Origin of the sequence: Corynebacterium sp. ES2715-CONJ3 (assembly GCF_024814365.1) — a bacterium.
In the GTDB taxonomy this organism is placed as follows: domain Bacteria; phylum Actinomycetota; class Actinomycetes; order Mycobacteriales; family Mycobacteriaceae; genus Corynebacterium.
The window spans coordinates 230,131-250,744 of sequence record NZ_JANUXS010000003.1 but is presented as its reverse complement, the minus strand read 5'-3'; the positions used below and the strand labels follow the sequence as shown (position 1 = coordinate 250,744).

The window sequence follows — 20,614 nt, the reverse complement described above, 5'->3', positions numbered from 1 at the left end:
TATTGACAACTGTTCCCCTTTTTATGCGGCTTACCACCCGCAACGATTCAAGCGGGAACTGACAATATCGGAAAGTAAGCGCTCAGTACCGTTCTTACCTTAACCTAAGTTAGGTTAGCCTTTTTGAAACACTAGTGTTTCTTATATATTGGCAGCTAGGTCGCTATTTTAGTGCTAGTTTTGGTTAGATTAACTAAGGGTGATCAGGTAGGGTAAAAGGTAGCTATTTTCGCGTCTCACGCTTTCTCTAACCCAAGGATTACTCGCAATTTTCGGGCCACAGATGCGTCACCCTCGGGTGGAGCTTTGAACTAAGCGCGGCGTGAATATCTAACTTCCACAAGACAGGAGTAGTACCACATGAGAGTTGCGCTCTTCTCTACATGCATCGGTGACGCCATGTTCCCCGATGCTTCGAAGGCCACCGCTTTGCTTCTATCCCGCTTGGGCCATGAAGTCGTTTTCCCCAAGGCCCAAACCTGCTGCGGTCAGATGCACGTCAATACCGGTTACCAACGCGAAGCGATTGGCCAAGTAAAGAACTACGTAGACGCCTTCGAGGATTCCTCCATCGACTATGTCGTTTCCCCTTCTGGCTCTTGCGTTACCGCCGTCCGCGATGATCACGAGCACTTGGCTAAACGCTATGGCACCGCCTCTCTAGTTGATGGCGCCAAGAAGTGCGCTCAAAAGACCCTCGACCTCCCCGAATTTCTGATCGATGTCGCAGGTGTGGAGAATGTCGGCGCCTTCTTCCCTCACAAGGTGACCTACCACCCCAGCTGCCACGGCTTGCGCTTTCTCAAACTTGGCGACCGCCCATACCGCTTATTGCAGCATGTCGAAGGCCTGGAGCTTATCGATTTGCCTAATAAGGAAGAATGCTGCGGATTCGGTGGCACTTTCTCGCTTAAGAACGCGGAAACTTCCGCTGCGATGGTTTCGGATAAATGCCGTAATATTCAGATAACGGGAGCAGAATTCGTTACTGGTGGCGATTCATCCTGCTTAATGAATATCGCCGGTTCCCTTTCCCGTCAGCATGTTGGCATCCGCGCTATTCATATCGCGGAAATTCTTGCATCCACTAAAGATCACGAATGGAGCCCCACGTCGGCCGCTTATTCCAAGGAGGCAATGCTGTGAGCATTAATCTCGGCACCCCACCCATGCCACCCTACGCAACAGCACCGTCGATGTTGCGTGGCGATGATTCCTTCCCACATAAAGCCCATGATGGGCTCAATAATGTTACCCAGCGGCGTAATCTCACCAAGGCCACCACGCATATTAGGAATAAGCGCCACGAGGTCATCTCTGAAATTGATGACTGGGAAGCGCTGCGTGAAGCAGGATCCACGACCAAGCGTTATGTCCAGGCGCATCTTCCCGAGCTGCTCGAGCAGTTCGAGGAAGCAGTCACTGCCCGCGGCGGTCACGTCCATTGGGCGCGCGATGCCGCCGAGGCTGGCAAGATCGTGCTCGATTTGGTGAAGGAGCAAAATGTCGATCGCGTCGTGAAAATTAAATCTATGGCTACCCAAGAGATTGCTCTTAATGAACAGCTCGAGGAAGCTGGTATTTTTGCTCAAGAAACTGACCTCGCTGAGCTGATTGTGCAGTTAGGAGAGGATCGCCCCTCCCACATTCTGGTTCCTGCTATTCACCGCAACCGAGCCGAGATTCGCTCTATATTCCTGAAGAAGATGAGTCATATCGACGAATCGATTAGCTCCGATCCCCCGGAGCTGGCAGAGGCTGCTCGCGTATACCTACGTGAACAGTTTATGGAAGCCAAGGTAGCTATTTCGGGCGCCAATTTTGGTATCGCGGAAACAGGGCACGTCACGATTGTGGAATCAGAGGGCAATGGCCGTATGTGCCTTACACTTCCGGAAACCCTCATTTCCGTGATGGGCATTGAGAAGATTTTGCCAACTTTCCGCGACTACGAGACCTTCTTGCAATTACTGCCGCGCTCTTCCACCGGCGAACGCATGAATCCCTATACTTCACTGTGGTCAGGGGTTACTGAAGGCGATGGCCCTCAGAACTTCCATCTAATTCTGCTCGATAACGGCCGCACTGCCGCAATGTCTGACGAACTCGGCCGCGAAGCTCTCAAGTGCATCCGTTGCTCAGCTTGTTTGAATGTCTGCCCCGTCTACGAGCGCGCCGGTGGACATGCTTATGGCTCCACATATCCTGGCCCCATCGGTGCTATTTTGTCACCGCAGCTAACTGGCATGGACACCTCCGACGATCCAAATAACTATCTCCCCTATGCCTCCTCACTGTGTGGTCGCTGTAATGAAGTGTGCCCGGTTAAAATCCCTATTGTGGAGACCCTCCTTGAACTGCGCCACCAGAAGGTGGAAAAGCACAAGCCACTCGTCGAAGGTGCACTTATGGGTGCTATGCAAATGACGTGGGGCTCTCCGACTCTGTGGAACCTTGCAACGCGTGTGGTCTTCATGGGGCGTATTCTCGGAGGTTTCAACGGCAAGATTACGCATCTACCATCCTTTCTTTCTGGTTGGACCGATATTCGCGATACCGCGGTGCCACCAAAGAAATCCTTCCGACAGTGGTTCGAATCTGATGAGGCTCAGCAGCTGCTCACTGACGCCCGCCACGACGGTCTTCCCACCAATAAGCTCAACGAGGGCGAGGAGAATTAATAATGGATGCCAAGACTGAGATGCTCACCCGTATTCGGAATGCGCACAAGCTCTCCAATATGCCCGACGAGGTTGAGATTGTCCGCGAATACAACGAGAACGAGACCGAGAAGTATTCACGGGAAGAACTCAAGGACATTCTTATCGATCGCCTCCTGGACTACAAGGCTATCGTGGAAGAAAGCACCGCTGAGGGACTAGGGAATAAGATTTCCGAAATCCTTAATGCTCGCGAAGCGCATACTGTTCGCTATGCTCCTGGTCTCGATAGTGGTCTCTTCGACTCATTTAATGGTCACGCATCTCCCGACGACAACTCTGTGGATCCGCGCACCCTCAATGAGGTTGACGCTATCGTGACTGATTCTCATGTTTCGTCGGCTCAAACTGGAACCATTTGTCTGGAGTCCAATGACCGCTGTGGTCGTCGTGCCCTCACTTTAGTGCCCGACTGCCACGTTGTGATTGTGCATATGGATTCGGTAGTTTACGGAATTCCGGAAATGATCGCCCGGTTGGGTCGCACTCGACCGATCACCATGATCTCTGGGCCTTCAGCCACCTCGGATATCGAGCTCAGCCGTGTTGAAGGTGTGCACGGCCCGCGTACTCTCATCTGTGTTTTAGTGGATGGCTAAAAATTCCTAGTGGGAGCGGCGAAGATACCCGGCCTCGCCGCTCTTTTTTAGTTTGACCTCTAAGGTGCTAAAGTAAGTCGCGTTGTTCTTTATAGAATGAGAACTTCTTGGCCCCCGTAGCTCAGTGGATAGAGCGCTGGTTTCCGGTACCAAAGGTCGCAGGTTCGACTCCTGTCGGGGGCACTATATAAATAGGTCCCTCTCCAGATGAAGTGGAGAGGGACCTATTCGCTATCTTAGCCCTGTGGCGTCATAAGAAACCACGCCAGGAAATAAAGGAGCAGTTGCGGGCCAGGCAGCATCATGGAGAGCAAGAATATCAACCGCAGCAACGTGATATTGACACCGTAGGTTTCCCCGATACCCGCCAACACTCCCCCAGCGATTCCCTGAGTCCGCGAACGGTGGACCTGCCGTTGGTACCACGGGACAGAAGGGTCGCCATAGGGCGTCGAATAAAATTCCATCGAAGTCTCCTTAATTGTGATGTGATCCTTCTATTATGCCTTTTCACAACAACTGTAGGTATCAGGGATCCCCCTGAATAAACCCTGAATTCACACTGCTGGTGAATCGATATCAGGAGCAGAGAGATCTTGATCTTGAATATTCTGGAGATATATTTCTACCGCTGCCATCAATTCGGGTGTGATGGTGTCGAAAATCAATGATCGCACCGTATTTACATGGGTCGGGGCCGCTTCCACCAGACGCTTCTTTCCTTCGGCACTGAGGCTGATATGGATGCCTCGTGCATCACCGGAACACTTACTTTTAGCTACGAGACCGCGCTTCTCCATGCGAGTGACCTGGTGCGACGTCCGGGAGCGATCCCACTCCAGATTGGCGCACAAATCGCGCAGACGCAGCATCTCATCCGGAGCTTCCGATAGGCATACGAGGACGGCGAATTCGCTACTGGTGAGCTTGTGTTCATTGTGCAGTACTTGCTCATTAGTATTCTGTACCTTCCGCACGGTGCTTAGTAGGAGGCGCCAAAATACCTGCTCTTCGTCGGTCAACCAGCGGGGAGTACTCATAAAGCCCATGATAACCGCATAATTTTCTTTTGGGAAACGTCACGGTCTCTACTTGTAAAATTGTCCTTGCGGAATTTTTAAAGCCTGTTACTATTTTTTGAGCAAAGCGAGAGGTCTTTCATCGCACTGGGTAACACCCTGGTAGCGCGAGGGAACACAGGTTAGGACGAAAATTTGCTGAGTTTTAGCGAGCTGGTTGAACACTGCCGCCATAGCGTCCAGACGCGTGGCATCTGTTGATCCGAGTACATCGTCAAAAAATACTGGGATTGACTGCTCGCTCACCAGGGAGGCAACGGCAAGCCTCGATAGGATATTCAGCTGCTCTTTTGCCCCACCTGAGAGTTCGCCCTGTTCTACGCGAACTCCACCCATTCCGGTACGCGCGAGCACTTGGAGCTTTTCGCTCAACTCAAAATTCACATCAGGCCCCCATACAATCCGTGCTAAGGAATTGAGTTTTTGGGCAAAGGGGAGGGCATAGCGCTCTCGGGCCAATTTCTGGTGTGAAAGTAGTATCTGATAAAGGAGCTTTGCCGCTGCTGCCCGGCTCTCTATCGCCTCAAGTTTACGCTCCGCCTGACTTAGATGATCGCAGGCTAGGTCGTAGTCTGTGCCGGCCCCATCGGCTTGTTCGATATAGCCGGCCATGCGGGCGATTTCCTGCTCGGCTCGTCTTAATGATTCTTTGGTGTTGGTCACTTTCGCTTGCGCAACTTCCAGTGCTCTTTTTTTATTCTCGATATCCAAGAGATCGAGTTGCTTTTTGGCTGCTTCCCATTTCTGACGGGTTTTCTCCACCATCGTCTCCGCAGATTCTCGTTGCTGATCTAAGACCAAAGAACTCACTTCGGCTTCGGCGCTTTCTAGATACAGTTCCTCTCGCTGCAAAACAGCTTCTTTGGCGCTAATAGTTCCACTGAGCGATTGCAGGAGTTGAGCTTGCGGGGAGTTCTCACTATCGGTGATCTGAGCGTCAAGGCACTCTCGCTCTTCTTCTTTTTCTTCTTTTGATTTCTCTAGAAGATGGAGCTCAGCGCTTAGATCGGCCGAGCTATCCTCATCCTCGTCCTGAGGTGCTGCAGCGATGAGCTGCGATAACTCTGCGTGGGTGCGCTCCTTGGTTAATTCCTTCAGTGTGCTGCGGTAGCTGACTATACTACGGGTTGCTTCTTGCCCTGCATGGAATATCTCACGTGCCTGTTCGATAGTTTCGACACCGGCAGCGTCTTTTAACTCCTGCCATTTGGCCTCCGAATCGTCTCGCTCGCGTTGCACCGAACCGGCGCCTGGAGTGATCTCTGCGGTAATATCACCAATCTCGAGTGTTAAGGGTTTGGTGATTAAGTAGTCTCTACGCTCCCGACCAACTGCTACATCCTGTCCATCGACTAGAAGCTCGGTGTCGGAACGGGCTGATAGGGATAGAACCGTCGATTGGGCTTCGGCCTTGATAGAAGCGGCATTGAAATTCTCCCACGCCTGCTCCAGTTGCTTAAGTACACTGTTCTCGATGTGGGGAACTTGTGCGAGACGGGCAATAGTTTCTTCGACTTCACGAATCTTTTCTAGGGTTTCTGTTGCCTCCCGAGCCAGTTCCCCAGCGGCCGTGCGTTCAATACGCTCCTTGAGAGTTTTTATCTCTTCCCGTAATTGCTTCAGTTGGTCAGTAAGATCGCCTCTGCGTGTTCTCAGCGCCTCAAGTTCCTCATGCTCTTTGTCGGCGGCCTGCGCTATGGGAATAATATCTTTGCGCAGTTGGGCCAGTTCCTGAGCAAGCTCTGCGCAAGCGGCTTGCAACTCTTGGCGCCTCTTGCACTCTCTTATACTGTGTTTTAAGGCTTCTTGTGCGCGCTCGAAGTCTTCTTTTAATCCCAGTAGCTTATTCTCAGCGGATTCGATCTCTGCAACCTGCTCTGCTAATTCGCTTACGTGATCATGGTACGTGGGCAGCGCTTTCTCCGATTCGGTGACGTGGCGCTGCTGTTTGTCATACTCAGCGATATAGGTGCTGAGATCTGAGAGTTTTTTCTTCTTGGCTTCGAAGTTTTGCTGAGCTTCTTGAACCGCCTGACGCGCATTTTTCACCTCGGTGGTTTCTCGCCCGGTTCTTTGGTAAAACCGTGAATACTCCTCGAAAGCTCTCTTAATCAATTCGTTTCCATGATCGGGAGAGGCATCCTCGTCCAGGTCAGCGCGTAAGGTGTCTTCTAATGGCTTAATATCAGCAAAGACCAGATCGTCGTCCATTTGGTCTTGTTGATTATAAAGTGCCCGAAAAAGTCCAGGATCGATATATCGCTGCTTGAGTTGTTCTAGTTGGTCCTCGGCGTCGTCCGCTGTATAGCTTCGGTTATCGACCTTCAGCTCAGTTTTGGGCGCTTTCAGATACTGCTTATATAGTTCGATCTTGTGCTCACCGAGGCGAAAATGCAGCCAAATTTCTGGAGCTTCATCCCGATCGAGAGGCTTGAGAGCCTTCACATTTTTGCTTTTTGAGGTTGCTTTCATATCCAATGCGATGCGAATAGCTTCAAGTATTGTGGATTTTCCTGCCTCATTATCTCCAGAGATCATAATAACGCCGGTGGCAGGGAGATCATCGAGAATGAGGTGATTGATACCGCGAATATTCTTGAGCTCAATTCGTTGGATGTCCATCGTGAATTCTCCTCTTAGGTCCTGTCCAGTCCGGCTTCAAGGCGCAGGAGCAATTTCAGTGCCTCCTGAGCATGAGGATCTGTTGATTCTATGAGTTCCTCGAAAGCTTCACGGGCAAAACCGTCAAAACTAAGATCGTCCACATCATCGGCTGTGGGCTGAATAGCTAAGTCCATCAGGCGCGTCCGCGGAAATAGAGCTGCGAAAAGTACTGTTCGCTGAGCAAGTCCGTTCTCGAAGAATCTCATAGTACTAATATCAAGAGAGCCGGTGAGGGCATATTTGATAACCACTCGATCTTTATCTGGGAAGGCATCGAGGTAGGCAAAAAAATCTTCGACGTCCACTCTGCTATACAGTTCGAAATGGGGTGCGATAAAGCGCCACGTGCCTACCGAAACTTCTACAGGTTTAACGGTACTTGTGTGGCCACTCTTTTCAATTTCGACGATCAGAGCATTTCCAGAGTTATATTCCCCCATCCCACTGGGTTCCTCTCTGAAATCCGTCACTTCGGGTGCGCCTGAATACCAAACTTTTCCGCTGGACCCCACCGACTGGGTGGAATGGGTATCACCAAGCGCAACATAATCAATGATCCCCTGTTCGAGAGCCTTGTCCACGGCAGCCAGATCAATAAGATCTGGGTTGACTTCATTAGAGCGCGCAAGCGCCTGTCCATGTCCCACCACAATTCGAATAGCCGAAGTGGGTAAAAGATCCTTCAACGCTTTAGCTACTAGATCCTGGCCTGCTCGCTTCGAGCGCAGCGGGGCTCCCACTAACTCGACGCCGGGGAGGACCTCTCGTAGCGAGTCATCGTCGAGGATATTTAAACCCTCGTATTCTTGCACACGGTGGAATATGCTATCCGCACTCAAAGGATCGTGATTTCCAGGTAGTAGATAGACTGGCACAGGGATATTCGCTAGCGCCTGCAGAGCGCGTTCTCGCACCCTGGCATTAATAGTATTATGCTCAAAAACGTCCCCTGCCACCACCATAAACGCGCACCCGTTGTCTGCAGCTATCTCACCGAGGCGCACTATGGCATCTTTGCGTGCCGCTTCAAAGCGGGGGCCTGCATCACCCTCGAGGAAAGCTCGGGTCATACCGATTTGAAAATCTGAGGTATGCAAGAATTTAACTGCCATTGTTCTTTCGGCCCCTCGCTCGCTGATTTTGTCGTTATTTTAATTTTAGAAGATTACTGAGACACATCATCGTCTGCGCGGATTAGATAATCGAAAATGTCTTCGATATCGCTTACTGCTCTTAATTCGTCCAAAGTACTGAAGCTGACCAATCGCATCGCTTGATGCAAAAGTGTGAGATCCGAGTCATCGAGAACAGAATGTACTTCCAACTCTGGGATAGGTGGCACAGGGCCTCCATGCCAAAATTCCTCTTGGTCGATAGTGGCATCTTTCGCCTTCTCTTGGGCAGCTATATGTGCGGCAGAGACTAGCAGCTCGTCGATTGCGGCAAACGAGAGTCCCCGCATCTTTAAGGCGACCTCAAACTCGCGCTCTATTTTCTCCTGGGCTTCATATGCAACCGCAACGAGATGCTTACATAGCGGCTTCAGGTCCGGGCAATCACACGAAAACCGGATGTCAAAAGGAGTGGCTCCAATTAAAAGATCTACCACCTCGTGAGGAAAGTCCCCGGCGCGCATCCGCTCGAGTGCGACGGGATTCTCCAGTAGGAGTTGAATAAGTTTTCTTTTTGCCTCTTCACCGAAGTAGGGCAAAGTTATGGCGCAATCGAATGGGAGATTTTGGGTACCCGCTACTGAACCGTATATAACCCCGTCCTTAAAATCGAGGCTCGCAACCTTACCTGCGCGCTGGTAGGACCGGCCTCGCTCTCCCCTCTTAGGTTCGGTTTTTTTCTCTACGAGTTCCACTATGCGCCTGGCTATTAAAGGGATGCGCTCGTGCTTTCGGTGCGAGCGCATCCCTTCGATACGTCGGATTTTCGCCGGCGATTGTCGTTCATCCTCGCCCGCTGAGCTGCGCTTTGCAGCATGAAAATTTGCGTAGATAATATTGTCGCGAGAAATATGCCTGTTCGGAGGTAGTGCTTGATTATCTGCCATTCTAGTCCTCCCTACTCAAACCATCGGACATGGTCCGATACTCTAGTAATTCTGCCAGCTCACTGTCGTCTAACTCGGTCAGCCACCCTTCACCGCGACTTATCATCGTGTGGGCGAGAGCTGATTTACCTTCGATAATTTCTTGTATTTTCTCCTCGAGGGTGCCGGCAGTAATGAGTTTGTATACCATGACATTTTTATCTTGACCGATGCGATAGGCACGGTCGGTGGCCTGATTTTCCACTGCTGGATTCCACCAGCGATCTATATGAACCACCACATTAGCTTGGGTGAGATTGAGTCCCGTGCCACCCGCCTTCAGCGAGAGCACCATTGCCGGCGCCCCGCTCGTTGATTGAAATTCATCCACCATCCGATCGCGGCCCGATTTACTCACACTTCCGTGCAAGAAGGGTATGTCAGTGCCATAGTAGTTTTCCAGATATGGTACAAGGATATCTCCGAAGGCCTTGTACTGGGTGAATACAAGAATTTTCTCGTCATTGGCACGGGCATTATCGACGATATTCATAAGCTCTTCGATTTTGCCAGAACGGTGCTTGCCTTTAAAGGTAACGGGCGAGTTATCGGCCAAGAAATGAGCTGGGTGATTACAGATCTGCTTAATTTTCGTCAAAGAACTAAGGATGAGGCCACGGCGCTTCATGCCCTCTCTATGGCTCAAAGCTTCTTTGAGTTCATTGACGTAGGCCTGGTAGAGAGCTGCCTGCTCAGCGGTCATATCGACTGTCACAATATTTTCGGTCTTTGCGGGCAGATCGTGGGCCACTGTCGGATCGGATTTCAACCTTCGTAAGATAAAAGGCTGCGTGAGAGTTTTAAGCTTCTCAGCCACGACTTCATCTTGGGTTACCTCAATGGGCTTGGCAAAATGATTTCTGAAAAATGACACGCTGCCTAGGATCCCTGGATTGCAAAAATCTAGGATGGCACGCAGTTCCAGCAACCTATTCTCCACTGGAGTGCCCGTCAAAGCCAGCCGGTGCGTACTCCTGAGTGCGCGCACAGCTTTGGAGGTTCGGGTCTGAGAATTTTTTATATGCTGTGCTTCATCGAGGGTGACCCGGTGCCAGTACACCTGGGAGAACAAAGAGATATCTCGGCTCACAGTGCCGTAGGAGGTGATCACGAGATCATAGCCAGCTAATTTATCAAGCTCATCTTTCGAACTCATCCGCTTGGGCCCATGGTGGACTAGCACCTTTAACTCTGGGGTAAATTTCTGCGCCTCCTTGGCCCAGTTTCCTACCACCGATGTGGGAGCGACCACCAAAGACGGCCCGTACGGGGACCTGGAGGTGATCCCACGCATGGCGTGCATCTGTGTCTCAAACTCGGCTTTTTCTATTGCTTGGAGAGTGAGAAGTTGGAGGGTTTTTCCGAGTCCCATATCATCAGCCAAGATAGCGCCGAGATGCTGGCTAGACATCCACTTCAGCCATGAAACGCCGCGGTGCTGGTAATCGCGCAGTTGGGCTCTCACCGTGGTCGGGATTTTTACGGGTTGTGGTGCGGGTAGCTCGGGGAGATTTCCCTTACCCATCAGAGCCAGATACCAATCGCTTCCGGTGAATTCTACCGGGTCGTGTGCATACTGAGACTCATCAGCTAGAGACAATTCGCGCAGGTCCTGCAAGCTCAGACGTCCCGAGCTAGAGGCTTCCCTGGCGATGCGGGCTGTTAAGTCCGCGATTTCCTTTTTCTTGGTACAGATCAGATCGGGGTCGACATCTGATAGAAGCTCTTGGTGGAGCCTGGCACGCTCTTTTTCGAGGGAGCTCAGCTTCGAGCTGTGCATCTTTGATAAATATGAGCGCACTTTGTTCAAGGCTTGGGAATCAGCCATGACCCATTCGCCGCGCAGCTTTATCAGTCCCGACTGCGAGGCGATGAGTTCCTTCATTTCCTTGTCATCTAAGGTGGTGTCGCCGATAGCGATCTGCCAGGAAAAGTCCACAATGGCATCCATACCGACCTTGCGATCTCCTGTCGATTCACTGGCGGCGCTCACTTTGACGGTAGCCTTTGTATCCTGATTGCTCCACGCTTTGGGGAGAAAGATCGTATATCCAGCTTCGCGCAACCTTTTTATATCTGTGGCTATAAAGTCCACAAGATCGACAGTGCTGAGGTAGATATCAAAATCCCCGCCCTGTCCGTCATTTAACCGTGTTGTCGTCGGATGCGCGTGAGGTGTTTGTTCGGTTGAAAAATAGCGGGAGACAAAGGACAATTCTCGCCGCATAGCCTCCAACTGTTGACGGGTAGTTGAGTCAAATTGACTGAGAATAACAGGCACAGGTTGGTCGATACCGGATCTCACGCTGACTCTCACAGGCCACTCGGCATGATCAGCATTGTCGTATAAATTCTGTTCCTCTTCGTCTGAACGCGGGGGTTCCTCAACTCGAATTATCAGCTCCAGACCTACAGCCTGTATGGATTCTTTCCATTTATTCAACGCGCTCACAACTTGAGCGCTTCCGCGTCTAAGCGGTTCGGAGGCTAAAAGGGCACGCGGAAAATCGTGCCATGGTGTGGCTCGGGGTTTAAAATACAGCGGTTTGAGGATCGCCTGCGCAATCCAATGTGGCAATTCCTCGGCCATATCTTCTGCCACACTCGAACCACTATTGCGCACGAGTACACCAGGGCACGCGTGTGTCATATGAGCGATCCAACCGCGCTCTCCCAAGCCCGTCGATAGCTGCCACGTGGGATACCATTGCTGCTCAAAATAATTGAGTTTGATGGTGATCCGACCCGCCCGCACACAGTGATATAACCCCTTATACAGGTGGCTCATCCACTTCAGATCACTAGCAATCGTGGCGAGCTGGGATTCGGTGGTGGTGACCTCGTTGAGGGCAGCAACTCGGGCGAGGAGCTTAACAGCATATTCTGGAGCCAAGGCCATTGTGGGGACTCCCAGACGAACTTGGCGCCCTTTGGGGGTGAGCAGGGTCATATTCAACCGGTGCCAGAATTTTTTTCCCCGGATCATGGCGTCTATCTCGTCGGGGAAAACTCCCGGCGCAATATCATCAGGGGTAACAATACGGTGCCCCTCTACTTGTTCGATCCACAGATGCAGGCCCGAACTACGCTGCCAGAGTCCGTGAATTAAGTGAGAAGTCATATAAACCGTTCCACCCAAAGGAAAATCGAGTGCCAGAAGAAAAAGAAGCCGATCTGTATAAGAATATACCCTCGCTTTCATCTTGCGAATCCCTATAGATTGCACTCTCCCGCTACCACGAGGAATGCCCACAGCTCGGTATATTTCACTCTCTCCTGATTGTGCAGCTCTGTTCGATAAAGTCCTGCTATTAACTACTAGGCGTGTAAGATCCCTTCCCGTGATGAAAAATTCCCACCCCTAATCGCAAGCAAGAGGCTCGAACAGTGTTAGGGGAAGAAATATTTTCATCTCTTTTCTTTTTGTCACTGAACTATCAAAGGAGGTGGCGGCCCTATGTCAGATCAAACCTGGTATATCCTCGCCATCATTATCTATATGAGCTCAATGCTTGGCATTGGCTACTGGAGCTACCGCCAAACTGACGCCTACGACGATTACGTTCTCGCCGGACGAGGCCTCAATCCTTTTGTTGCGGCGATGTCCGCCGGTGCCTCCGACATGTCTGGCTGGCTTCTCATGGGCCTTCCTGGTGCACTCTTTGTCAGCGGTATCAGCGAATTGTGGATTGCCGTTGGCTTGATTGCTGGCGCATGGGCCAATTGGAAGTGGGTAGCCCCGAGACTGCGCGCCTACTCAGAGGTCGCCTCCGACTCGGTCACTATCCCCTCCTTCTTTGAAAATCGACTCTCAGATTCCTCCCGCCTGCTCCGGGTAGTTTCCGCCCTCATTATTGTGGTCTTCTTTACCTTTTATGTTTCCTCCGGCATGGTGGCAGGCGGACGCTATTTCGAGTCAACCTTCGGCGGCAACTATCTGGACGGCATGTTGATCGTTGCCTTTATTACAGTGGTATACACATTCGTCGGGGGCTTTTTGGCGGTCTCTTATACGGATGCCGTTCAGGGCACGATCATGTTCTGTGCCCTTATCATCGTTCCTGTCATGGCGCTGTTTTATCTCGACGACCCCAGCTCTATATGGACATGGGCCGCCCATAACGATTACGGACCGTATACCTCTGGGGTGGGTAATCCCACCTACTTCTCAATGGTGTCCGGAGTTTCCTTCGCAGCGATTATCGGAAATATGGCTTGGGGCTTAGGTTACTTCGGTCAGCCGCATATCATCGTGCGATTTATGGCTCTACGCAGTCCATCCGACGCCAAGCGTGGCCGCGCTATTGGTATTGGCTGGATGATTTTGACCATTGCTGGCGCCACCTTTGTGGCGATTATCGGTACCGCCTTCTTCGGTCAAAACCCAAATATCTCGATTGTGGACCGCCAGGCCTTTGAAACCATCTTCCTAGATATGGGACGAATTCTTTTCCATCCCCTGATCGCTGGTCTCATCTTGACTGCGGTACTAGCAGCTATCATGTCCACTATTTCTTCCCAGCTTTTAGTCTCCTCCACCTCACTCATAGAGGATCTTTACCTTATTGTGGTAAAGAAGAAACCACGTCAGCAGGTACTCATCAATCTTTCCCGCACAGCGGTGGTTGCGGTAGCTGTAGTTGCTGGCATTCTATCGGTAAATCCATCTGATTCCATCTTGGGATTAGTTGGCTTCGCGTGGGCGGGCTTTGGCTCGGCCTTCGGACCACTGGTGCTTTTGAGCCTCTACTGGAAGCGGCTAAATACCCAGGGCGCACTAGCTGGGATGATAACTGGTGCCATCGTGGTTTTCATCTGGGGATCGACGAGCCTTGGCGAATTCTTATACGAGATGGTGCCCGGTGTTATCAGCTCCTTTGTCGTCACCGTGGTGGTATCGCTGATCACCGCTCCCCCACAGGACACAGTCACTCAACAGTTTATGACCGCAACCGCTCGGGCTAGAGATTAAATTCCCGGGTTTAAGACTTCGGTTTAAAACTTCACCAAACCCCTCCTCGTTGCTTTTTCTTGGCAAGGAGAAGGGGTTTTGCGCATCTTGAGGAACCAAATGGACCCCCTGCTTAGTCGTAGGTCGTATGCGTCCATTTCGCAGTACTACTCTGGATGAGTATCGCATCCCTGTTATTCCCTTGATTCTCACGCTTGTGACCCTGATGTTGCTTGGGGAATACTTCCCAAATCCGCAGCGTAGTCATTTTGACTTCGATTCAATTCGGGTGGTCTCCCGCCGCACCCATATACTTGGTTATTCTCGGGAGGAGTTTGGATCAGGTTGGGCTACGATCCCCGGACACCCGTGTTCTATCCGCGAGGAGATCATCTATAGCCAACTATTGGAGTCTCCCTCAGACATACCCCGTGAAAGCGGTAGCTTTTGTCCCACGGCTCCTGCAACCGTGCCCCTTACTGGCCCCGATCCCTATTCAACAGCGACGCTTTCTACCGCAGCAGATGGTTCAGGTCGTGCCATCGAGGTGGATCATATCTTTCCGCTACGTGCGGCATGGGATATGGGGGCCTTTCGATGGGAGACGTCCCAACGGCGCGCCTTCGCCAATGATCCAGACAATCTAGTGGCGGTATCGCAAGAAGAGAATCAAAGAAAATCAGATCTTCTGCCCTCCCGATATCTTCCAAGCAATATCCACCGACGCTGTTGGTATGTCACGCGTCTCGCACGCATTGCGGTGAAATACGACCTTGCCCTGACAAAAAGGGACGTGTCAATTATGCGTCGACAGTGCCTGTTCGAGTAGGGTAGTCTTCCGTATCTTTTTAAGTATTCTAAGAAAGTGAAAGGACTCTACCATGAATTCTCTTCTGGAACTCCTCCATATCCTCACAGCGGTTCTCTTCCTTGGTCCCATTACCGTGGCGGTATCAAGCTTCCATACCCAAGCATTCAAAGCCAAAGACGGCGATCTGCAGGCCGCCGGAGCCGCTAAGGTTCTTCACAAGACCACTCAAACCTATGCGATACTCTCGCTTCTCGTTCCGCTTCTCGGCTTTGCGCTGATGTTTACCGGCGACTATTGGAGTGAAGGCCGTTACCATGCATCCATTGCCCTCTCTGTTATTGCTTGGGCTCTCCTTCTCTTCCTCATCATTCCGCGCCAGAAAAATATGCTAGGCGCCCTTAATCTCCTGCCAGCTGATGAACAATCGACGAAAACTTTTTCTGTTGCCGATTGGAATCGCGCGAAAAGCCAACTGTCAATGTTTGGCGGTATTTTCGCGGCGCTGTGGGTGATTGTCTTCATTCTTATGATGTGGTCTTCTATCACGAGCATCTTCGCTTAAAACCTAGTTGAGAAATGCCCTCTGGATTAAATAATCTAGAGGGCATTTTTTCTCAGTGGAGCTATATTCACATAAAAAAATCCCCCTCCATTAACGGCGAACCATCAAATGGAGGGGGTCAATCATGGAATTAGTCGCGCCAACCGCCACGACGGTCATCGCGATCACGTCCACCGCGGAAACCACGGCCACCGCGATCACCACGGTCTCGGCCACCGCGCTGTCCTCCGCGCTCACCACGGAAACCACCACGATCACCACGGAATCCTCCGCGATCTCCGCGACCCGAGCCACGACGATCCATGGAGGCACCGGAATGATCGCGCTCAATCTGAATCAACTGCCCCGAGATACGGGTGTCGCGCAAGTTATCCAATACAGAGTTTGGCAAGTCACGCGGCAACTCCACTAACGTGTGGTCTGCGGCGATAGTAATGCGGCCGAAATCTTTATTGGAGAGACCACCTTCATTGGCCAGCGCGCCGACGATAGCACCAGGGCGCACATGCTGACGTTTACCCACTGCTAGGCGGTAGACAGCCATATCTTGGCCCGAGCGCTCGAAGCGGGAACCACCACGATCGCCCCGGTCACGACCTCCGCGTCGCTCATCGCCGAAGCGCCCACCACGGTCACGACCACCGCGATCATCACGATCACGACGACGCTCGAACGGCTCGTCCTTCATCAAGAACTCAGTACCCGCACGAGTTTGAGTTGCTAGGGCGGCTGCCACATCCTCCAACGGAACATCATGCTGTTCCGAGTACGCTTTCACCAAACTGCGGAACTCGGCAACCTGAGGATCTTCCAAGGACTCCGTGATCGAATCGGCAAATTTGGCACGGCGAGAATCATTAACTTCTTCAGCGGTCGGCAGATCCATCTCATGCAAAGGCGCATTAGTAGCACGCTCAATATTGCGGAGGAATCGGCGCTCACGAGGGGTGACAAAGAGAATTGCTTCGCCCGTACGCCCGGCACGGCCCGTACGACCAATCCGGTGCACATACGACTCAGTATCGGAGGGGATATCGAAGTTCAGCACGTGAGAAATGCGCTCCACGTCCAAACCGCGGGCCGCAACATCGGTGGCCACGAGGATATCAAGACGGCCGTCCTTGAGCTGGTCCACGGTGCGCTCACGCTGGGCTTGGGCAATATCGCCGTTAATAGCAGCTGCAGAGAAACCACGGGCACGCAGCTTTTCAGCGAGCTCCTCAGTTTCGTGCTTGGTACGCACGAACATGATCATGGCTTCAAACTCAGTGACTTCCAAGATACGGGTTAACGCATCGAGTTTATTGCGATGAGCCACATTAAGGAATCGCTGAGTAATATTAGTGGCGGTGCGGGTTTCAGACTTCACCTGGATCTCGCGGGGCTCATTCATATAGTCCCTAGAGATACGGCGAATACTATTAGGCATCGTCGCGGAGAAGAGAGCAACCTGCTTAACCTCTGGGGTATCGGCCAGGATGCGCTCAACATCTTCCTGGAAGCCCATATTCAGCATCTCATCAGCCTCATCAAGGACGAGGAAGCGTAGTGCTGAGATATCGAGAGATCCGCGCTGCAAGTGGTCGATCACACGACCTGGTGTGCCAACCACAATTTGGGCGCCACGGCGCAATCCCGAGAGCTGAATGCCATAGGACTGGCCGCCGTAGATCGGAAGTACGGAAATCCTTTTACCTAAGTGATCCGCGAAGGACTGAAACGCATCAGCTACCTGCAAGGCCAATTCACGCGTCGGTGCCAAAACGAGCGCTTGGGGGTGGCGTACATCAGGATCAATTTTGGATAAGATGGGCAACGCGAACGCTGCAGTCTTACCTGTACCAGTCTGAGCTAGGCCTAGAACATCATGGCCTTCGAGCAGGACTGGAATTGTCGCTGATTGGATAGGCGATGGAGATTCGTAGCCGACCTTTGATACTGCCTTCAGTACGAACTCGGGCAGACCCAATTCGGCGAAATTAGGTCCAGTATTTTCATTACTGGATTCACCTTCTGAGTCACTCTGGTCATCTACTTCGTTGTCTACTTCTACAGTAGAGCCGGTGTCCTCAGAAGTGTCCGCGTCCCGGGCGTCATCTGAACCTAGTACCTCATCAAGGGTAACTGGCTCAGTGGTTGCCTGCGTATTTTCCTGAGATTCCGACACATTATTATTCTCATCCAGCTCAATCGCGCCGCTGGTAGCGTCATCGGTAATACTCATTGCCCAATCTACGATACGGCATGACGAGGCTTTGGGGTTAATCGCCGAATCAAGGGATGCCACCCACCGAAAAGATAGGGCAAGCGCCTGATTAATTAATGCTGCTATTTATACATGCACCATCAAGAGTGTTACCTCACTACCCTAAAATTGATCCCCCATCTAAAGCGGCTTCGAGCGCCTTAACATCGCTATGCTTCCAGGTGATCGGAGGTTGTCGCTTTAACGAAGCTCTTGAAATCGAGAACCATCTCTTTACGTAAGTATGATCCTTGCTCGGAATCGTCTCAGTACGATCCATTCGTGGCGTGGCGAACACTTGATTCTCCCAGACGGAAAACCTCATCCTTCGGAATCATCTTGTCTAACGAAAATATACAGGCCAACGTAGTCATAGATATCAGCCCTCAATGCATGGCATTCGCGATAATCCCGGGTTGGGCATTTTCTGGGCACTTGATCTAGGGGGCTCTAAAGACCCGTGCGTTCGTAATCGGCGATCCATTCTTCAGTCAAGAGTCCGCCGTTGCGAGTATCAAGTGGTCGATTGATCGTCGCACTGTTTAATGCGGTGATTCCTCCTCCGGGAGAAGCAGATACTTTAGGCTTCCACTCCTCGTTTTCCAGGAGAGCACTCCGGCTAAGATTCGAGCTACCGATGATTACGCTGCGATACTTCCGGTGCTCAAAGAGATAGCCCTTCGAAAGAAGACCGCTGCCATGGTAGACACATACATCAATATTGGGAATTCGTAGCAACTCGCGGAATATATCCAGCCCGTCAAAACCGTCATACCTTGACCTAATAAGACTAAAAGGCCCTTGGAAGCCTAAGAGGTCGTCCTTCAACAACTCTAAAGCGTGAGAGCTAATAGACGCCACGGAAAACCTTGAGCACACTGCACCACTGGTTCTTCGCTCAACGCTCTGAGCATGGTGTTAGCCGGCTGATCCGAAATCTGTGTTGGGCTTAAGCGACTACCGGATTGAGTATCGGAATCAACAAAACCGAAGGGCACACTTTCCCCGCGCATCTAGACATCAACTGGTCGACATTATATTTAGCCTCAAGATTCATCAGTGCGCCCCACAAGAGCATCGACAGCGGCTAGATCTGCTGGCGCCCAATCAAGCTCATATAGTTGGCTAATTTCAACCCAGCGGATTTGGGCGTGCTCCTTCGGGGTAGGTTCTCGACCAACCAGTGTGCAGAAAAAAATACTCAGTTCCACCGAGCCGAAGTCGTAGTCATAGGTCGCGGTATTAACCAAATCCCCGACCTCTACACAACAGTCCAATTCTTCCTTGAGCTCGCGGACGAGAGCTGCAGCAGGAGTTTCCCCTGCTTCGATTTTTCCACCAGGAAATTCCCATTTCCCTTCAAGCGAGATCCCTACTCCACGCTGTGCTGCTAGAACCCTCTCACCGGCCACGATGGCGGCACCGACGACCCGGATTAATTTCTTCATAAAATTCTACGTTCCTTACACACCATCGCTTCAAGCAGGTTTACCTCAAGAGCTCCTAGAGGTCTGGACCAGTCTAACGGGCGTGATCTGAGCTGGTGAACTAACGACCTTTCCATCCCAACTCGGAGAAGCCAAAGAGTACTAAAGCCTACTATAGAATCAGAGAACGTCTAGAGGTCCTTCTCAGACTCGTCTCTTTTAGCTACTCTCGAGGCTCGAGATTTTCCACTGTAGCCTTAATTGCTAGGGTTTCCCGCGCGAAAACCCATCTGATAGCGGCAAAGAAAAGCACCGCGCTAGTTGCCAAGAAACCGATCTCGTAGCCATATATCTCCACCACTGCACCGATCAAAATTGGGCCTAGAATGGCACCAAAATCAGAGCTCATTTGGTAGGAAGCGAGAACTTTGCCCCCTGCACGGTCGTTGCCGATCAGATCGGCCAAGCTCGCCTGCATCGGCGGGTTGTAGAGACCGGAACCCACACCAGCTAGGACCGAGAGCGCGATGAGGTGGTAGATATCTTCGGTTAGTCCGAATGTCGCAGTGAATGTGGCGGAAACGAATAAACCTACAATGATTAGCGGCTTACGACCGTGGCGGTCAGCTAGACGCCCCGAGAACTGCAGAGCGAGGGCATTCCCGACCGCATAGGCCGCCAAGATGACCCCAGCAAAAGCTGGGCCTTGGTGGAATACGGTGGCAGCAAAAAGCGGAACGATGGCGATGCGCACTCCAAAATTGGCCCACCCGTTAGCGAAGGAGGCGATAAGGGCCGCCCGGTAAGTATTCAGTCGCACAGCTTCTTTGGGGCTGAAAGCTGGTTTTGATTCGCTCGTAGGGGTGGCCTCACCAATATTTTTAGGTAGCCGCAGGTAAACAATCAATGAGGCTAGCGATAGAAATACTCCATAAATGACAAAAGGCCAGCGCATTCCGAGGAAAGAGAGGGCGGAGCCAGCTAGTGGGCCCAGGATCGAACCAAAGAGGAAGCCTGAGGCATAAGCGCCCGAACAGCGCCCGCGAATTTCAGGAGGCGACAGTTTAACCACCAGACCCATTGCGGAGACTGTGAACATAGTAGAGCCAAAACCCGCGAGACCACGCAGCGCAACAATATGCCAATACTCTTGAGCAACCCCTACCAAGGTAGTAGTCACGGCAACACTGAGAAGCCCTGAAATATAGATGGTGCGCGATCCAAGAGCATCAACGAGTCTGCCGGCAAAGGGAGCGAAAATGAGGCGGCTGATAGCAAATACAGAGATGACGAATCCAGCCGCGGCGGTACCGACATTGAAGCTGGTGATGTACTGCGGCAGGATCGGGGATATAAAACCAAAACCTAGTGCGATAATAAACGCAGCCGCAACGAGAGTTTTAATCGATCCAGGTATTTTCGTGGTCGGCTCCTCAGCCACGACTATCCGCTCCTTCT

The 20,614-nt window shown here is 51.7% G+C and carries 16 protein-coding genes and 1 tRNA gene; 7 read left to right on the top strand and 10 right to left on the bottom strand.

Annotated features, from left to right (window positions below; genetic code table 11):
• The first annotated feature begins 360 nt into the window (after positions 1-360).
• The 4 genes from NXT00_RS05195 (at position 361) to NXT00_RS05180 (ending at position 3,502) form a co-directional block, all read left to right on the top strand.
• The gene (locus tag NXT00_RS05195; RefSeq protein WP_259078013.1) at positions 361-1,146 is read left to right on the top strand and encodes a (Fe-S)-binding protein; all 786 of its coding nucleotides are present in this window, start codon (positions 361-363) and stop codon (positions 1,144-1,146) included.
• The gene (locus NXT00_RS05190) at positions 1,143-2,681 is read left to right on the top strand and encodes a LutB/LldF family L-lactate oxidation iron-sulfur protein (RefSeq protein WP_259078015.1); all 1,539 of its coding nucleotides are present in this window, start codon (positions 1,143-1,145) and stop codon (positions 2,679-2,681) included. The genes NXT00_RS05195 and NXT00_RS05190 overlap by 4 nt, the downstream gene beginning before the upstream one ends.
• A 2-nt stretch (positions 2,682-2,683) precedes the next feature.
• Entirely contained in the window at positions 2,684-3,319 is a 636-nt protein-coding gene (locus tag NXT00_RS05185) for an LUD domain-containing protein (protein WP_259158335.1), read from the top strand.
• Positions 3,320-3,429: 110 nt separating this feature from the next.
• Positions 3,430-3,502, top strand: a tRNA-Arg gene (locus tag NXT00_RS05180).
• A 53-nt stretch (positions 3,503-3,555) separates the two neighbouring features.
• Here NXT00_RS05180 and NXT00_RS05175 read toward each other — a convergent pair.
• The 6 genes from NXT00_RS05175 to NXT00_RS05150 all read right to left on the bottom strand — a co-directional run bounded on the left by NXT00_RS05175 (position 3,556) and on the right by NXT00_RS05150 (position 12,281).
• Positions 3,556-3,786 (bottom strand): PspC domain-containing protein, encoded by a 231-nt coding sequence (locus tag NXT00_RS05175; RefSeq protein WP_259158332.1) that lies wholly within the window; start codon positions 3,784-3,786, stop codon positions 3,556-3,558.
• A 90-nt stretch (positions 3,787-3,876) separates the two neighbouring features.
• Positions 3,877-4,359, bottom strand: a complete 483-nt coding sequence (locus NXT00_RS05170; RefSeq protein WP_259078019.1) for a MarR family winged helix-turn-helix transcriptional regulator — start codon at positions 4,357-4,359, stop codon at positions 3,877-3,879.
• Between the two features lie 90 nt (positions 4,360-4,449).
• Positions 4,450-7,020: an AAA family ATPase gene (locus NXT00_RS05165; RefSeq protein WP_259158331.1), complete on the bottom strand. Its 2,571-nt coding sequence runs from the start codon at positions 7,018-7,020 to the stop codon at positions 4,450-4,452.
• 14 nt (positions 7,021-7,034) lie between these two features.
• On the bottom strand, positions 7,035-8,174 hold the full coding sequence (locus NXT00_RS05160; RefSeq protein WP_259158329.1) for an exonuclease SbcCD subunit D: 1,140 nt from the start codon (positions 8,172-8,174) through the stop codon (positions 7,035-7,037).
• A 53-nt stretch (positions 8,175-8,227) separates the two neighbouring features.
• Complete coding sequence (locus tag NXT00_RS05155; protein ID WP_259078023.1) at positions 8,228-9,121, bottom strand: SWIM zinc finger family protein; 894 nt, start codon at positions 9,119-9,121, stop codon at positions 8,228-8,230.
• Between the two features lies 1 nt (position 9,122).
• Positions 9,123-12,281: a DEAD/DEAH box helicase gene (locus NXT00_RS05150; protein WP_259158328.1), complete on the bottom strand. Its 3,159-nt coding sequence runs from the start codon at positions 12,279-12,281 to the stop codon at positions 9,123-9,125.
• Between the two features lie 336 nt (positions 12,282-12,617).
• Between NXT00_RS05150 and putP the strand changes: the two genes are divergently transcribed.
• From putP to NXT00_RS05135, 3 genes are all read left to right on the top strand, one after another.
• Positions 12,618-14,132, top strand: coding sequence for a sodium/proline symporter PutP (gene putP, locus NXT00_RS05145; RefSeq protein WP_259158324.1), 1,515 nt, complete (start codon positions 12,618-12,620; stop codon positions 14,130-14,132).
• Between the two features lie 127 nt (positions 14,133-14,259).
• Complete coding sequence (locus NXT00_RS05140) at positions 14,260-14,940, top strand: HNH endonuclease family protein (RefSeq protein ID WP_259158321.1); 681 nt, start codon at positions 14,260-14,262, stop codon at positions 14,938-14,940.
• 52 nt (positions 14,941-14,992) lie between these two features.
• Positions 14,993-15,484, top strand: a complete 492-nt coding sequence (locus NXT00_RS05135; RefSeq protein WP_259078031.1) for a DUF2269 family protein — start codon at positions 14,993-14,995, stop codon at positions 15,482-15,484.
• Between the two features lie 130 nt (positions 15,485-15,614).
• Here the strand turns inward: NXT00_RS05135 and NXT00_RS05130 are convergent, their stop codons facing one another.
• From NXT00_RS05130 to NXT00_RS05115, 4 genes are all read right to left on the bottom strand, one after another.
• Positions 15,615-17,708, bottom strand: a complete 2,094-nt coding sequence (locus NXT00_RS05130; RefSeq protein ID WP_259078437.1) for a DEAD/DEAH box helicase — start codon at positions 17,706-17,708, stop codon at positions 15,615-15,617.
• Between the two features lie 471 nt (positions 17,709-18,179).
• Positions 18,180-18,590 carry a hypothetical protein gene (locus NXT00_RS05125; protein ID WP_259078033.1) on the bottom strand — a complete coding sequence of 137 codons (411 nt, stop codon included), beginning with the start codon at positions 18,588-18,590 and terminating at the stop codon, positions 18,180-18,182.
• A gap of 185 nt (positions 18,591-18,775) precedes the next feature.
• Positions 18,776-19,177: a (deoxy)nucleoside triphosphate pyrophosphohydrolase gene (locus NXT00_RS05120; RefSeq protein ID WP_259078035.1), complete on the bottom strand. Its 402-nt coding sequence runs from the start codon at positions 19,175-19,177 to the stop codon at positions 18,776-18,778.
• A gap of 202 nt (positions 19,178-19,379) precedes the next feature.
• Positions 19,380-20,603 carry an MFS transporter gene (locus NXT00_RS05115; RefSeq protein ID WP_396124746.1) on the bottom strand — a complete coding sequence of 408 codons (1,224 nt, stop codon included), beginning with the start codon at positions 20,601-20,603 and terminating at the stop codon, positions 19,380-19,382.
• Positions 20,604-20,614: the final 11 nt, after the last annotated feature.